The sequence below is a fragment of the Rhodoferax sp. genome (assembly GCF_039922535.1).
In the GTDB taxonomy this organism is placed as follows: domain Bacteria; phylum Pseudomonadota; class Gammaproteobacteria; order Burkholderiales; family Burkholderiaceae_C; genus Rhodoferax_B.
Map to the genome: position 1 here is coordinate 1 of NZ_JBDTEM010000082.1, position 14996 is coordinate 14996.

General features: G+C 62.1%; 13 protein-coding genes. 5 read left to right on the forward strand and 8 right to left on the reverse strand.

All coding sequences use genetic code 11. The features are described 5' to 3' along the window. The 3 genes from ABI213_RS03400 to ABI213_RS03410 all read right to left on the reverse strand — a co-directional run. Positions 1–1325, reverse strand: a 1325-nt coding sequence (locus tag ABI213_RS03400) for a UvrD-helicase domain-containing protein (protein WP_348026112.1), incomplete at its 3' end; no start/stop codon positions are given. Next, positions 1322–2521, reverse strand: a complete 1200-nt coding sequence (locus ABI213_RS03405; protein WP_348006963.1) for an MFS transporter — start codon at positions 2519–2521, stop codon at positions 1322–1324. The genes ABI213_RS03400 and ABI213_RS03405, both read right to left, overlap by 4 nt. 1 nt (position 2522) lies before the next feature. After that, entirely contained in the window at positions 2523–3158 is a 636-nt protein-coding gene (locus ABI213_RS03410; protein WP_348006964.1) for an HAD family phosphatase, read from the reverse strand. A gap of 203 nt (positions 3159–3361) precedes the next feature. Between ABI213_RS03410 and ABI213_RS03415 the strand changes: the two genes are divergently transcribed. Then, entirely contained in the window at positions 3362–4324 is a 963-nt protein-coding gene (locus ABI213_RS03415) for a LysR substrate-binding domain-containing protein (protein WP_348026114.1), read from the forward strand. A gap of 219 nt (positions 4325–4543) precedes the next feature. Here ABI213_RS03415 and ABI213_RS03420 read toward each other — a convergent pair whose 3' ends face one another. Both ABI213_RS03420 and ABI213_RS03425 read right to left on the reverse strand, forming a co-directional pair. Continuing rightward, the gene (locus ABI213_RS03420; protein ID WP_348008380.1) at positions 4544–4876 is read right to left on the reverse strand and encodes a hypothetical protein; all 333 of its coding nucleotides are present in this window, start codon (positions 4874–4876) and stop codon (positions 4544–4546) included. A 246-nt stretch (positions 4877–5122) separates the two neighbouring features. After that, a complete protein-coding gene (locus ABI213_RS03425; protein ID WP_348008381.1) occupies positions 5123–7657 on the reverse strand; it encodes a PD-(D/E)XK nuclease family protein in 2535 nt (844 codons plus the stop codon). A gap of 149 nt (positions 7658–7806) precedes the next feature. On the opposite strand from ABI213_RS03425, the gene trxA reads away from it, so the two are divergent. The 4 genes from trxA (at position 7807) to ABI213_RS03445 (ending at position 11878) form a co-directional block, all read left to right on the forward strand. Next, positions 7807–8139, forward strand: a complete 333-nt coding sequence (gene trxA, locus ABI213_RS03430; RefSeq protein WP_295951001.1) for a thioredoxin TrxA — start codon at positions 7807–7809, stop codon at positions 8137–8139. Between the two features lie 188 nt (positions 8140–8327). Then, positions 8328–9590 (forward strand): transcription termination factor Rho, encoded by a 1263-nt coding sequence (gene rho / locus ABI213_RS03435; protein ID WP_348026116.1) that lies wholly within the window; start codon positions 8328–8330, stop codon positions 9588–9590. Positions 9591–9701: 111 nt separating this feature from the next. Next, the gene (locus ABI213_RS03440; protein ID WP_348008383.1) at positions 9702–9989 is read left to right on the forward strand and encodes a type B 50S ribosomal protein L31; all 288 of its coding nucleotides are present in this window, start codon (positions 9702–9704) and stop codon (positions 9987–9989) included. Positions 9990–10144: 155 nt separating this feature from the next. Continuing rightward, positions 10145–11878, forward strand: coding sequence for a hypothetical protein (locus tag ABI213_RS03445; protein WP_348008384.1), 1734 nt, complete (start codon positions 10145–10147; stop codon positions 11876–11878). Positions 11879–11965: 87 nt separating this feature from the next. On the opposite strand, the gene phoR is transcribed toward ABI213_RS03445, so the two are convergent. From phoR to phoU, 3 genes are all read right to left on the reverse strand, one after another. After that, entirely contained in the window at positions 11966–13309 is a 1344-nt protein-coding gene (phoR, locus tag ABI213_RS03450; RefSeq protein ID WP_348026118.1) for a phosphate regulon sensor histidine kinase PhoR, read from the reverse strand. A 99-nt stretch (positions 13310–13408) separates the two neighbouring features. Continuing rightward, entirely contained in the window at positions 13409–14137 is a 729-nt protein-coding gene (gene phoB, locus ABI213_RS03455) for a phosphate regulon transcriptional regulator PhoB (protein WP_348008367.1), read from the reverse strand. After that, positions 14134–14835, reverse strand: coding sequence for a phosphate signaling complex protein PhoU (gene phoU / locus ABI213_RS03460; protein WP_348008366.1), 702 nt, complete (start codon positions 14833–14835; stop codon positions 14134–14136). The genes phoB and phoU overlap by 4 nt, the downstream gene beginning before the upstream one ends. Between the last annotated feature and the right edge of the window lie 161 nt (positions 14836–14996).

Below are 14996 nucleotides of genomic sequence, written 5' to 3' on the forward strand. Positions count from 1 at the left end.
ATGCTCTGCTTGGGGTCGCCCACGATGAAGACGCTGGGTGCACCGGCGGCTCCCGCGTAGCCGCTGAGCCAGGCGTGCAGGGCCTGCCACTGCAACGGGCTGGTGTCCTGGAATTCGTCGATCAACAGATGTTTGACTTTGGCGTCCAGCCGCTCCTGCACCCAGCCGCTGAGCACGGGGTCGGACAGCATCACCGACGCGGCGCGCTCCACGTCGTTCATATCGACCCAGCCGCGCTCGTATTTCAGCGAAGCCAGCTCGGCGATCAGCACGCGGGTGAGCCGGGCCATGCGCTGCTGGTGCGCCCAGGCAGCGTGTTGCAGCTGGGCCTGGGCGACCTGCAGCGCCAGTTCTTGCGCGGCGCGCACGGTGGCGATGCCCACAATCTTTTCGCCAAACTTGCGGGCCGTGCCTTTTTGCGTCAACAAGGCGGCCAGCACGGCATCGGCATCGTGGGCTGTCAAAGCCTGTTCCAGCGCACTACCTGCCGCCGAGAACGTGACGGCGCTGGCGCGGCCCAGATTGCCTGCCGCCTCTTGTAGCAATGGGCGCTGGGCCCACAGCAAATCCTCCGGCGCGGCCAGCCCGGCAAAGGCGGGAAACTGCGCATCAAAAGGCGGCACGGAGGCATCCACCACGCCCTGCGCATCGGCCAGTACAAACTCGACACGCTTATTCAGCGCGGCTCCCAGCGCCTTATGGGCCTGGAAGCGGCCATGGACGGCCACCAGCGCTTCGAAGTCGGCGCGGGCGCTGGGGCTATCGACCACGGTGGCGTAAAAACGCGCCCACACAGCGGTGATGGCTTCGGTGTCGTCTTCCAACAGGCTGTAGTTGGCGGGCAGGCCCAGGTCTTGCAAAACCGCCAGCGGTGCGGTGCGCAGCAAAGCCGCAAACCAGCTATGGAAGGTGCGTATCTGCACCGGGCGGGCGCTGGCCAGGAGCTGGGGGTAGAGATTTTGAAGTGCCGGGGCCTGCGCCGCAATCTGTGCGGGCGGCACGCCACGGGCCAGCAGTTCGGCGGCCAGCTTTTCGGGCGGGGCCTGGGCGAATTCGACCAGCCATTCGTTCAGGCGCTGGCGCATTTCACCGGCGGCCTTTTTGGTGAAGGTGATGGCCAGGATTTCGTGGGCTTGCACGCCATGGCCGTCTTTGGCCAGGCTGCCCTCCAGCAAGGCCCGCAGAATGCGCGACACCAGCATCCAGGTCTTGCCCGCGCCCGCGCAGGCCTCCACTGCGATGCTGCGCCGGGGGTCGCAGGCAATGGCGTAAAACGCCGCCCGTTCTACCGACCTGCCGTTGTGCTCGTAGGCGGCCTGGGTCACTTCTTTTTACCCAGCGCTCCCGCAGCCAAAAGGCTCAAAACTACAAAGGGCAGGCAGGCGCCGTAAAGGCTGCGGATACCAAAGTGCTCGGCCACCTGGCCCAGCAAGGGCGGGCCCAGCAGAAACACCACAAACGAGATTTGCGCCAGCGCCGCCACATTGACAGCGGCAGGCCGGTCGGTGCGCTGCGCTGCAGCCGACATGGCCAGCGGAAAGATGCCGCTGGTGCCCACGCCCATCATCCCCAGACCCAGCAGTGCCAGCGCAGGCGATGGGGCCAGCACCACCAGCAAGGCACCGCAGCCCAGCACCGTGAGCAGGCAGCGGGCAAACACCACGGGGCTGAAACGCTCCACCAGCCCATCGGCATAAAACCGCGTTACCGCCTGGGTCAACATGCCCGTGGCCACCGCCAGCCCGCACATCCAGGGATCGGCCTCAAACACGTTGCGCATGTAGATGGCCGACCAGTCCGCGCCCGCGCCTTCGAGCAGCATGGCCGACAGGGTCACGCAGACCAGCGCCATGATGGCCCAGGTGGGCCGGGCAAAGTGCGGGGCCTTCTCGGTGGTGGTTTCGCGCAACGGCGCGGGGCTGAATCGACCCAGCAGCAGGCACGTGGCCACCAGCGACACCGGCGCCATCAGCGCCAGGTGCAGTTGCGGGCTGATGCCCAGCTGCGCAATGCCCGCGCCCGCCAGACCGGCGGTAAAAAAGCCAAAGCTCCAAAAGGCGTGCGCGCGGTTCATGATGCGGCGGCCCAACTGGTGCTCGACCCGGTCGGCCTCCACATTCACCACCACCTCCACCAGGCCAACGCACATGCCCGCAGGCACCAGGCATAGGAACAGTGCCAACGGCCCGGTAGCCCAGCTGGCGATGGCAAAAAACAGCGCAATCAGGGGCGTTAGCATTAACAACGCCCGGCGGTAGCCCAGGCGCTCCAGGACGCGGCTGGCCAAGGTGAGTGACACCATCGTGCCCGCTGCGGTGCCGATCAGCGCCAGGCCCAAAGCGCCCTCGCCCACGCCCATGCCGCGCTGGATCTCGCCCAGCCGGGGAAAAATGCCGCCCAGGCCAAACGAGTACATGAAGAAAGCCGCAAACACCCGCCATTCGGCGGACAAATGCAGGCCGAAACGATGTTCGGCGGGGGGCGCAGAGCGCGCAATGTTAGGGAGCGTATTTGTTTTCATATCAAGCTTTGTTGTCTTCCAGCCAACCCAGTTGCACCAAGTCGCGTTCGCACTGCGCCGCGTCCAGAAACTGGATCGCCTGCCAGCCGCGTGCGTGCGCTGTGGCCACGTTATGGGCGTTGTCATCGATGAACACGGTGTCGGCGGGGGTCAGCCCAAACTGGGTTTCGGCCAGCGCGTAGATGCCATGTTCCGGCTTGATCAGTCCGACGCGGGCCGAAAAAATGCCGTCTTCAAAGTGGTCAAAAAAGTCGCGCTCCAGCAAAAGGTCGGCGTACGGGATCGGCATGTTCGACAGGTACACCAGCCGGTGCCCCTGCGCCTGCAGGCGTGGCAGCAGCGCGGCGGTGTCTTGCTTGGTGTGCAGGTGGTTGGGGATGGCGTGGATGAAGCGCAGCAAGTCCGCCGACTCTAGCCCACTCTGCGCAGCAAGGGTGTATGCCAACTGTGCGGGCTCAACCGTGCCGCGGTCAAATTCGGCCCATGGCTCCCACATGCCCGCACACAACGCCTGTGCGGCGGCGGTGTTGGGCGCGTGCAGAGGCAGCTCGTGCTGAACGATCTCGGTCGGCTGCCAGTGCAAAAGCACGGCACCCAGGTCAAATACAACGGTTTTGGAGGCAGATGGGGAGAGCAAGGGGAAATTCCTTATCGGTCAGAGTCCAAGGGTAAAGCATTTGTGCGAGGCACCCAGACACAGCGTTTAGGCCATGGCAAGCATTCGCCAGTAACCCGTCACTAATGAGCTTAATTACTGATTTGGTGATTTGGTGATTTGCACTGTGGCGCTATGCTAGTGGTATCTAGGCTGCATAACTATCGAGAAATTCCGCCAAACCCATGAATTCAACTCATGCCAAGACCACCACCCGCCGTCTGCCACCCTTGAACATGCTGCGGGCTTTTGAAGCCGCCGCTCGCTGCGAGAGCGTGACCCTGGCCGCGCAAGAGCTGCATGTCACGCAAAGTGCGGTCAGCCACCAGATCAAGGCACTGGAAACATGGCTGGGCGTTCCACTGGTGCAACGCAGTGGCCGGGGCCTGGGGCTTACGGCCGAGGGCGCAGCCTACTTGCCCAGCCTACGCAGCGCTTTCGACCTGGTGGCCCAGGCAACAGCACGCATTGCCCAGCCCACGCGGCGCAACACCTTGTCGGTCAACTCCATGGCTTCGCTGTCGGCCCAGTGGCTGATCCCCCGGCTGGCCGCGTTTTGTGCCGAGGTGCCGGATGTGGACGTGCAGCTGTCCACCACGGTGAAGGCGTTCGACTTCGACCCGGCGGCTTTTGATGTGTCCATCCGCTGCATGTACGACATCGAACGCGCCGAGCTGCTGCGCAAAGACAAATGGCAGGGCGTGCAGATGGAGGCCTTTCTGCCCGAGTCGCTGACCCCCCTGTGCAGTCCGCAACTGGCCCACGGTACGCTGGCACTGCAAACCCCGCGCGACCTTGGTCAACACACGCTACTGCAAAGCCGATCCACCCCCCTGTTCTGGCAAGACTGGCTGGCCGCCGCCGGCGAACCCCAGCTGCGCCCCGCCAACACCCTCACCTTCGACCACACCCACCTGGCCGTGCAAGCCGCCATCCAAGGCATGGGCGTGGCACTGGGCAACCCGCACCAGCTGCGCGACGTGCTAGACGGCGGCCTGCTGGTACGGCCTTTCCCAGAGCTGGAGATCGACTTGAAAAACGTCTACTGGATCCGCCCTCCACACGCGGCGCAGAACCCGCAGGCGCTGGCGTTTTGCCGGTGGTTGGAGGAGTGTGGGGGGTTGGGTGGTGGGGAAGCGGCGGGCTGAAACCAGTCCAAAGTCTGGGGGCCGCACCGTTGCGCCTTCGGAAAGGGCGCTGGATTACTTTTAAATTAATAGCTGCCTGCGCAGACGATATATGCGCTGGAGGCACATTTGGCTATTTATTTTTTAATTGCATGTTGGGTTTCATTTGAGGAAATGGGCAAGAAACAAGATTTGACCCTCGCCCCTAGCTGGTTGTTCTTGCTCGTCTGCTTTTCACCGTCACCGACTGACCGCCAGCAACTCGGGGACAACCAACGACATGCCCCCCGCCATCAATATCAAGAACATGAGAACACGTCGCACGCCGTCAGGTAATTCAATTGCGGGGTCAAAGCCAATAGCAAATCCGGCTATAAATGAAACTGGAAACAGGCAAGTAAGCCAAGCCTTCCAACCAGTTAAAGCCAACAAACCGTGATTACTGGGAAGTAAAAGTTGACCATGGTATGCACCATAAAGAAAGTAGCACAGGACAACGAAGTCGACCGCATACAAGAAGGTCATTGATGTACGAGATAGCGGTGTGATTTTCTTGTTGGTGTCAATATTCATTGGCTGGCTCAAATTGATACAGGTCGATTCCGATAAGCGTCTGCTGCCAAAAAACCAGGTCAAATTGCAGAATAACGAGCCTACCAAATTGATAACGCGAGACCAACGCAGCACAAAGCCCGCACGCCGTAGCGTCTTGCGGCTGATTGAAAGGCTACGAGAACCTGCAGGACTAGATGTTTTTTAGACCACCAGCGCACATAGCACCTTCGTCAAAAGCTACATTTTAAATAGCACCTAGATTTTCTACGCCGTCCACCAATCCTTACGGCACAGGCCCCGCGCCGCGCAAAACGTGCACGCCGCACCCTCCCCCAACGGCGCCAAAGTCGCCCCATCGGCAATGCGCTGCATGTCGTCCAAAATGCCGCCGATCAGCGCGTCGCGGGCTTCCACCACTTCGGTCTGTTCGAACAACTGGCTGCCGTCTTTTTCACCCACGTTGAGGTAGGCAGCACGCAGGGTGTCGTGTGGCAGTAGCGCCGCGTAGAAGGCCAGCTGGGTGTCTTCCAGCGGCTGCTGGATGCGTTTGCCGGTGGCCTGGGCGTTTTCGGTTTTGTAGTCGATGACGAGTGCGGTGGTGCTCCCATCGGCATGCACCTGGTCAACGCGGTCGATGGTGCCGATCAGAGTGATGGGGCCCAACGGCAGCTCTAGCGCGCTTTCGGCCTGCTCGAACTGGCCGCCCGCGGCTTCGTGCGGGGCCAGCCACGCCAGATAGCCATCGCGCACGCGGGGCCAGGCGGAGGCGAAGGGCAGGAACTCGCCGGGCTCCAGGTGCATGTCTTGCGTGACTTGTTCTGCTGCTGCGTTAATCATAGCTACCCGTGCAGGTAGCGATTGCGCTGGAGCCATATTTAATGCCTCATGGAAGGTTTTTAGCACCGCGTGCAGCCAGGTGCCGAAATCGCGCTTATCCACCTCGCCGGTCAGCTCTTGTGGCTCTTGCAGGCCGAGTTGGCGCAGGCCGAAGAAGCGGTAGGGGCAGCGGCGCAAATCTTCATAGGCACTGGCCGACAAGCGTGTGATCGGCAGCGCGGCACCCACCGGCAAAGGCCGTTCGCTGGGCAGTGGCGTGAGGCTGCGGGGAATGCGCGGGTCGGCCGCCAACGAAGGTGCTTCGCTCACCCGCAGCGCCTGCACCAGCGGGCTTGCAAGCAGGGTTTCGCCAGAAGCATCGCTTTGCCGCCAGAGCACGTCGGTACACGGGGTTTGCAAGGCGTTGGCCCAGGCGGCGCGGGCGGCGGCTTCCAGCACGGTGCGTGACGGCAGGCCCAGGGCTTCGCGCTGGGCGGCGGTCCAGGCACCGGGCGGCTCGGGCGAGACGGCCAGGCGCACCTCGTCGCAACCGGGTAGCACCAGGGCGGCAAAGGGCCGGGCCAGCAGTTGGCTCAGCGGCAGCACCACCACCTGCTCGTCCTGCGGATGGTCGGGCACGTAGCTGGCGGCCTCGAGTGCGTCGCCCACCCAGGTACTGAACTCGGCCAGGCGCAGGCGGCGAGCGGCGTGGGGGAAGTCGGCAAATTCGGCCTCGGCCCCGTCGGTAAGGCGCAGGGCCGAGAGCAGTTTGGCCCCGGCGGCATCGGCCTCCAGCGCGGCCCATTGGCCGCTGGCCTGCAGCAAGGCGCGCACGGCAGCCAGCCAGGCGACCAGCGGGCGGGCGGCTTGCAGGCTGGCGCGCAGGCCGTTGGCCAGGCGTACCGCATCGGACACGGCGGCCTGGTTCGGCGTGGCCTCGGGGCTCCAGGCGGACCAGTTTTGCACGGCGGCTTTGCGCAGCGCTTTCTCCAGTGTTTGCACGGTGCGGGGGCGGAACGCGGGGGCGTTTTTCAGCCAGTCCAGCACGGCATCGCTGCTGGCATCCCAGCGGGCAGCGCGCAGCGTAACCACCAGCTGGGCAGCGGCGCGGGTGGTGGATAACTTCCAACCAGTTTCATCGCGGATGCGCACCTGCTGTGCGGCCAACATGGCGCGGATGCGGCGGGTCAGCAGGCGGTCGGTGGCGACCAGGGCCACCGGGGTACGGCCAGCCTCGATGTGGCGCAGTACGCAGGCGGCGGCGCGCTGGGCTTCGTCTTCGGAGTCAAGGGCCTCGTGCAAGGCGGGCATGGGCGCTGGCGGTGGCACGGGACACACCAGGTGGGTCACCTTGTCGCCCCAGACGGCGCACAGGGCGTGGATGAGTGGATCGGTCTGGAAGCCGTCGAGCACGATGATGCAGTCCAGCGCGGCGGGCACGGTGTCGCTCCACAGCACGTCGGTGGCGTAGCTGGAGGCGGCAGCCCATTCCAGCGCGATGCGGGCCACTACACATTCCAGCGCCAGCACCGGGGCTTCCATGCCCAAACCCACTGCGTCACGGGCCCGGGCGGCCCAGTCGGCACGCTGTGGCGGCGTCACGGCGGCCACCAGCGGGGCCAGTTGGTGGGCGGCTTCGACCAGACGCGCCGCCAAGGCCTCGCGCTGTGCGCCCAGGCCGGCCCGCTCTAGCAGATCGGGGGCTTGCAGCATGTCCATGGCGGTGTCAAAACGCAGATCGTGCGGACCCAGAGCCGTACCGCCGAGGCCGTGCGACCAGTTCAGTGTGGACTCAAAACGCGGGGTAAATCCGTCAGGTTGGGCCTGCGCCCAAAACCGGTTCGCCAGTGGCATGAGCTGCGCGTACGGCAGCAAGACCACGGTGCGCGCAGGGTGGGCCTGGCGCTGCGCCATGGCCTGCTGTATCTGGGCCAGCAAGCCGGTGCCGGGGGCAAACCAGAGGGGGGCGAAAGAGTTAGACATATTTAACGCGATGGTGCAGATGGGTGCAGATGGATCAATGGGTTTTCGCTATGTCTGTGATAGCACGGTAGTAGCCGACAGGCGCTCTTGGTTTCTGTCACAATGCCGCAACTTTAGTCGTCTCGGCACTCTGTTTTAAGGAAACCCCCATGGCCAACGAACTCATCAAACATGTCTCGGACGCAACTTTCGATGCGGACGTTTTAAAGTCCACCACCCCCGTGTTGGTCGATTACTGGGCCGAATGGTGCGGTCCATGCAAAATGATTGCCCCCATTTTGGACGAAGTGGCCACCGGCTACGCAGGCAAGCTGCAAATCGCCAAGATGAACGTGGACGAGAACCGCGACATCCCCGCCAAGTTTGGTATCCGCGGCATTCCTACCTTGATGATTTTCAAGGGCGGCGAGCTGGCAGCCACCAAAGTGGGCGCCATGAGCAAGTCGCAACTGACCGCTTTTATCGACCAGCAACTGGCCTAAGCCTTTCGTACCAAGCCACCTTCGCGGTGGCTTGGTTTTTTCCGGTAGTTATTCCTGTCATAATTAAAGCACTCACCCACCTGCCATCCTGCAAGTCGGTTCGAGTTCACGGTTTGTGAGGCCCTTCCAGCCTCCTCAAAACCTCCCCCCTTTTTTTCTCTCTCAGAACTCCACCCAGGAGTCAATCCATGCACTTAAACGAACTCAAGGCACTGCACGTGTCTGAAGTCCTCAAGCAAGCCGAAGAACTTGAAATTGAGAACACCGGCCGTATGCGCAAGCAAGAGCTGATGTTTGCCATCATCAAAAAGCGCGCCCGCACCGGCGAGCAGATCATTGCCGATGGCGTGCTGGAAATCCTGCCCGATGGCTTTGGCTTCCTGCGCAGCCCGGACACCAGCTACACCGCCAGCACCGACGACATCTACATCAGCCCCAGCCAGGTGCGCCGCTTCAATCTGCACACCGGCGACATGATCGAAGGCGAAGTGCGTACGCCCAAAGATGGCGAGCGCTACTTTGCACTGAACAAGCTGGATTCAGTCAACGGCGACTCACCCGAAAGCAACAAGCACAAGGTCATGTTTGAAAACTTGACCCCGCTGTTCCCCAAAGAGCAGATGAAGCTGGAACGCGACATCAAGGGTGACGAGAACATCACCGGCCGCATCATCGATATCGTGGCCCCCATCGGCAAAGGCCAGCGCGCCCTGCTCGTCGCCCCGCCCAAAAGCGGCAAGACGGTGATGATGCAGCACATGGCCCACGCCATTGCCGCCAACTACCCGAACAGCCACATGATGGTGCTACTGGTCGATGAGCGCCCCGAAGAAGTGACCGAAATGCAGCGTTCGGTGAAGGGTGAAGTCATCGCTTCTACCTTTGACGAACCCGCCGCCCGCCACGTGCATGTTGCCGAAATGGTCATCGAGCGTGCCAAGCGCCTGGTCGAGCTGAAAAAAGACGTGGTGATCCTGCTGGATTCGATCACCCGACTGGCCCGCGCCTACAACAACGTCGTGCCCTCCTCCGGCAAGGTGCTGACCGGGGGCGTGGACTCCAACGCACTGCAGCGCCCCAAGCGCTTCCTGGGTGCGGCCCGCAATGTGGAAGAAGGCGGCTCGCTGACCATCATCGCCACCGCGCTGATCGATACCGGTAGCCGCATGGACGAAGTGATCTTTGAAGAATTCAAGGGCACCGGCAACTGCGAAATCCACCTGGACCGCCGCCTGTACGAAAAGCGCGTGTTTCCGTCAATCCAGCTCAACCGCAGTGGCACCCGCCGCGAAGAGTTGCTGCTGTCGCCTGAGATCTTGCAAAAAAGCCGCATCCTGCGCCAGTTCATGTACAACATGGACGAAATCGAGTCGATGGAACTGATGTTGAAAAACATGAAGTCCACTAAGAACAACAATGAATTCTTCGACATGATGCGCCGCGGCGGATAAAAAATCCGCGCTATAATCGAAGGCTAATCGCGAAAAGTACCGGGCTTTTAAATTGGGTAAAGAATTTCCCAAGGCACCGGGCGGCTAACGCAATTGAACAAGGAAGAAATAATGAAAGCTGGCATTCACCCCAACTACCGTGACGTGTGCTTCATGGACTTGTCGAACAACTTTAAGTTCGTAACCCGTTCTTGCGTTAACGCCAAGGAAATGATCAAGATGGAAGACGGCCGCGAACTGCCGCTGTACAAGCTGGACACCTCCAGCGAATCCCATCCTTTCTACACTGGTACACAAAAATCCGTGGACAACATGGGTGGCCGCGTGGAGCGCTTCCGCAACCGTTTCGGCAAGACCACTGCTGCTGTGGCAGCCGCGCCTGTCGCCGCCGCAGAATAAGTTTTCTCGCAACCTCGTTGCGTCTCAAAAAGGCAGCCCGGTTTATCCGTGCTGCCTTTTTGCATTTGGACTTACACAAATCCCCCTGATGCCCTTTGGCAATCAGGCGGATTTGCGTAAGTCCTCCGCACTATTGGCCGTACCATTCCCGCTCTGTGAACCAAACCACCCCTGCCATCGTCGCGCAAAGCGCCGTCCGCCGTCTGCCGCGCATCGCGTTGTGGCTGCTGTGCCTGGCCTACATACTCCCAGGCTTCATCGGTCGCGCACCTTGGCGCAACAACGACATGACCACGTTTGGCTACATTGCCGAACTGGCGCGGGGTAGCACGGCGTGGTTGCAGCCCACCTTGCAGGGCCAGTCACCGGAGATTGAAGCCCTGTTGCCATACTGGCTGGGAGCCTGGGCGGTGAAACTGGCCCCCCACAGCTGGGCGACCGATTTTGTAGCGCGCATCCCCTTCATGCTGCTACTGGCGATGGCGCTGACCACCACCTGGTATGCGGTGTACTACCTAGCCCGCAGCCCGCGTGCCCAACCGGTCGCATTTGCTTTTGGCGGCGAAGCCAAGCCAGCCGACTACGCACGGGCCATGGCCGATGGCGGCCTGCTGGCCATGATTGCCTGCCTGGGGATGGCGCAGCTGTCGCACGAAACCACTCCGGCGCTGGCGCAGCTGGCATTTACCGCGCTGAGCTTCTTCGCACTGGCGGCGATGCCCTACCGCACCGGGATACCGCTCATTGGCGTGGTGCTGGGCTTGGCAGGGTTGGCACTGTCAGGTGCACCTACCATGGCGGTACTGTTGGGCCTGGGTGGCGCACTGGTGTGCTTTCTGGACCGCAATGCCCAAGACCCTGGCGAGCCCTGCAATGCGCCACGTAGCCTGCGCTGGAGCCTGGCTGTATTGATGGTCACGGTGGCGGTGGCAACCTTGGCCTGGGCCTTGGACCAATGGCGCTGGCGCATTGACCTGCCCGAGACCAACTGGCCCAGCCTGCGCAACCTGGCCCGGCTGCTGCTGTGGTTTACCTGGCCCGTGTGGCCGCTGGCGGTATGGACGCTGTGGCGCTGGCGGCGGCAACTCACCAGTGGCAATTTCGGCCGTCACCTTGCCTTGCCGCTGTGGTTTGTGGCCGTGGCACTGGCCGCCACCCTGACCACCGATGCCGCCGACCGCTCGCTGATGCTGGCCCTGCCCGCCATGGCCACATTGGCCGCGTTCGCCCTGCCCACCCTGAGCCGCACCGTTAGCGCTCTGGTGGACTGGTTTACGCTGCTGTTTTTCACCATCTTTGCGCTGATCATTTGGGTGGTCTGGGTGGCCGCACAAACCGGCGTGCCCAAGCAGCCGGCCGCTAACTTGGCCCGCTTGCTGCCCGGTTTTATGCCGAGTTTCGAATGGTTCCCGTTTGCGGTGGCGCTTGCAGCCTCGCTGGTCTGGGTCTGGCTGGTGAAATGGCGCGTGGGCCGCCACCGCTCTGCCATCTGGAAAAGCCTGGTATTGCCCGCAGGTGGCACCGCCCTGTGCTGGCTGCTGCTGATGACGCTGGGCATGCCCGCTGTGAACTTTGGCCGCAGCTACCTACCCCTGGTACGTAATGTGGACCGCGTTATCCGCGCACAAAGCCCCGGACGCGCCCTGCCCGACTGCGTGGAGTTCGACAACTTGACCCGGGGTCAAATTGCCGCGTTCCAGTTCCATGGCCGCCTGGTCCTCAAGCCCGCTCGGGGTACCACCCAGTGCGCTTGGTTGCTGGTCGATGTCACCACCGCGCGCCCATTGCCAAAAGCGGTAGACAAGAGCACCTGGCTGCTCAAACTGGGGGTGCGTCGGCGGGCAGACAATGGTGAAGCGGTGCAGCTCTACCAGCGCATAAAACCCTAAGTCATCCAGACATCTTTTTATAAGCTTTTTAGGCCTCTAGCGCACACCGCACCTGCGCAGGCAGCTATTAATTAGATAGTATTCAATCTACTGGATGCTGGCGGTCTGTGGCACGGCCCCGCGCAAGCGGCTGGCAGGGAAGACGATGGCAAAGCGGGAACCCTGGCCCTGCGTGCTTTCGATGCGCAGCTCGGCACCGTGGCGCTGCACTACGTGCTTGACGATGGCCAAGCCCAGGCCGGTGCCACCGGTTTCCCGTGAGCGGCTCGGGTCTACGCGGTAGAAGCGCTCGGTCAAGCGCGACAAATGCTCAGATGCGATACCTGGCCCCGTATCTTTCACTGAAAACTCGGCCCGGCCATCGGGCAAAGGCTGCCAGCGCACGTCAATACGCCCCCCGGCGGGTGTGTAGCGCACGGCATTGCTGACCAGATTAGACAAGGCGCTGAGCAATTCACTTGACGCCCCGGCGATGGAGCCCTCGGGCATGGGGCCAAACCGTAGCGCATGGGCCTTGGGCTGTCCAGCGGTCACCATCCCCGACAGAGCCTCCGCCTCGCGGGCGCACTGGGCCAGCAGGTCGCGCAACACGATCCACTCGCTGTTGCTGGGCGCCGGGCTGCCTTCAATGCTGGACAGGGTGAGCAAATCACTCACCAGGGTTTGCATGCGCTGGGCCTGCTGGGCCATGAAGCCCAGATAACGCTCGCGCTGGCCTTCGTCCAGCGGCAAGCTCTGCATGGTTTCAACAAAGCCCGACATCACGGTCAGCGGCGTGCGGATTTCGTGTGACACGTTCGCCACGAAGTCACGGCGCATGGCCTCGGCCTGCTCCAATGCCGTCACGTCGCGCGACAACAGCAGCCGACGGCCATCACCGTAAGGGTGCAGGTGTACCGACAGGCGCACCGGACGGCTGGCAGTGCCGCCGCGCCCGTGCATGAAGGTGCCGCGTGAAAAATCGGCATCGGCGTAGTAGGCGGCAAACGCCGGGTCGCGCACCAGATTACCAATCTGCTGCTGCAGGTCGCGCTGGGCATCGAAGCCAAAATGTTCGGCCGCGATGTGGTTGCACCACTCGATCCGCCCCTGCGCATCCAGCAGCACCACGCCATTGGGCGAGGCCTGGATGGCCGCCAGAAACTCTTGCAGTCGGGTTTCGGCATCCAGCATTTTTTGCTGTGTCTGGCGCAGCCAACGGCGGGTGCGGTCGGTGATTTCACCCCACCAGCCCTGCATGTACGGGGCCTGCGTGGCCTCGCCGGTACGCAGCCAGCGCATTACACGCAAGCCGCGTACAGCGTCCAGCAGCATCCAGAAAATGCCCGCCAGCACCACACCGACCAGTGCACCAAAGTAGGCAGCCCACTGCCAGCCCAGCAGGCCTGCACACAGTTGGAGACCTAAAAAGCTTAAAAATCGAAACCACATAGGGTAAAAAAGGAAATGCGGGCGGTGTACTAACTTTCCATGACTCGGGTGCAGTGCACCCCAAGCCATGAAAGTCGTTTCACGCCACCACCCTGGGAATCAAACTGCAGAGGCTGAAGTGGGGACGGGTATGGCCGCCACCGGCTGCGCCGTGATACGGTAGCCCGCGCCGCGCACCGTCTCCACCATGGCACCACCCGCGCCCAGGGATTCGCGCAGGCGCTTGACGTGCACATCCACCGTGCGCTCTTCGATAAACACGTGGTCGCCCCATACACGGTCCAGCAGTTGCGAGCGAGAGTGCACGCGCTCAGCATTCTTCATCAGGTACTGCAGCAGCTTGAATTCGGTGGGACCAATCTTCACCGCCTGCTCCTGGTACGTGACCCGGTAGGTAGCAGCATCCAATGCCAGGGCACCGATGCGCAGGGTGCCACTTTCCTGCTCCGGTGCACGGCGACGCAACACAGCGCGGATACGGGCCAGCATTTCCTTGGTCGAAAATGGCTTGGAAATGTAGTCGTCGGCCCCGGCATCCAGGCCGGCCACACGGTCGTTTTCATCGCTGCGGGCAGTCAGCAGGATGATAGGCACGCCCTTGGTACGCGGGTTGGCCCGCCATTTTTTGGCTAGCGACAAGCCGCTTTCGCCGGGTAGCATCCAGTCCAGCAAAATCACGTCGGGCAATGTGGCATCCAGCTCGCACTGGGCCGTCACGCTGTCCATCGCCCAGGTGGGCTGGAAGCCGCTGTGGCGCAGGTTGACCGCAATCAGCTCGGCAATCGCGGGCTCGTCTTCGACGATCAACACCCGGGGCATGGTCTTCATTGCAGTGCCGACTCCACCTGCGCGACGGTGGCGTGGCGCACGTCTTCGCCCTTCACGATGTAGATGATGAACTCGGCAATGTTCTTGGCGTGGTCACCGATACGCTCAATGGCCTTGGCGATGAACAGCAGATCCAGACTGGCGGTGATGGTGCGTGGATCTTCCATCATGTAGGTGATCAGCTTGCGCACAAAGCCGTCGAATTCTTGGTCGATCAGGTCGTCTTCTTTCAGGATATCCAGCGCGGCGCTGGTATCCAGCCGGGCAAACGCGTCCAACGCCTTGCGCAGCAGGCCGGAAGCCATGTCGGCCGAAACGCGCAGGTCCAGCGTCGGCAAAGAGCGGGGCGAGTTGCTATTGGCGATCGACTTGGCCATACGGGCGATTTTATTGGCCTCGTCGCCCACGCGCTCCAGGTTGGCGGTGGTTTTGGAGATGGCAATCAGCAAACGCAGATCTCGCGCCGTGGGCTGACGTCGGGCGATGATGCTGGACAGCTCGCGGTCGATTTCGATTTCCATGCCGTTCACACGAATCTCGGTTTCTGCAACCTGGTCGGCCACTTCGACACTGAACTGTGACAGCGCGTATACCGCCTGGCGAATCTGCGATTCCACCAGGCCGCCCAGCTCCATCACGCGGCTGGAAACGCCATTAAGTTCGCTGTCGAACTGGCTGGAAAGATGTTTATCGGGCATGAGAGTCTCCAAATCAATAAATGCAGAACAGTGCCAACGGTACGGTTCAAGAACACCGCAGAACTGGCTTCGCCAGCCTGCTGATGTTGCCTCCTGCAAAGAGGTTGGCGGCCACACAAAGTGGGCAAGCCTGGGAATCAGCCAAAACGGCCGGTAATGTA

What these genes read in the sequence shown, in the direction of transcription:
- ABI213_RS03405 (WP_348006963.1), bottom strand. Translation starts at nt 2,521, where the DNA reads ATGAAAACAAATACGCTCCCTAACATTGCGCGCTCTGCGCCCCCCGCC.
- ABI213_RS03415 (WP_348026114.1), top strand. Translation starts at nt 3,362, where the DNA reads ATGAATTCAACTCATGCCAAGACCACCACCCGCCGTCTGCCACCCTTG.
- ABI213_RS03420 (WP_348008380.1), bottom strand. Translation starts at nt 4,876, where the DNA reads ATGAATATTGACACCAACAAGAAAATCACACCGCTATCTCGTACATCA.
- ABI213_RS03425 (WP_348008381.1), bottom strand. Translation starts at nt 7,657, where the DNA reads ATGTCTAACTCTTTCGCCCCCCTCTGGTTTGCCCCCGGCACCGGCTTG.
- trxA (WP_295951001.1), top strand. Translation starts at nt 7,807, where the DNA reads ATGGCCAACGAACTCATCAAACATGTCTCGGACGCAACTTTCGATGCG.
- rho (WP_348026116.1), top strand. Translation starts at nt 8,328, where the DNA reads ATGCACTTAAACGAACTCAAGGCACTGCACGTGTCTGAAGTCCTCAAG.
- ABI213_RS03440 (WP_348008383.1), top strand. Translation starts at nt 9,702, where the DNA reads ATGAAAGCTGGCATTCACCCCAACTACCGTGACGTGTGCTTCATGGAC.
- phoR (WP_348026118.1), bottom strand. Translation starts at nt 13,309, where the DNA reads ATGTGGTTTCGATTTTTAAGCTTTTTAGGTCTCCAACTGTGTGCAGGC.
- phoB (WP_348008367.1), bottom strand. Translation starts at nt 14,137, where the DNA reads ATGAAGACCATGCCCCGGGTGTTGATCGTCGAAGACGAGCCCGCGATT.
- phoU (WP_348008366.1), bottom strand. Translation starts at nt 14,835, where the DNA reads ATGCCCGATAAACATCTTTCCAGCCAGTTCGACAGCGAACTTAATGGC.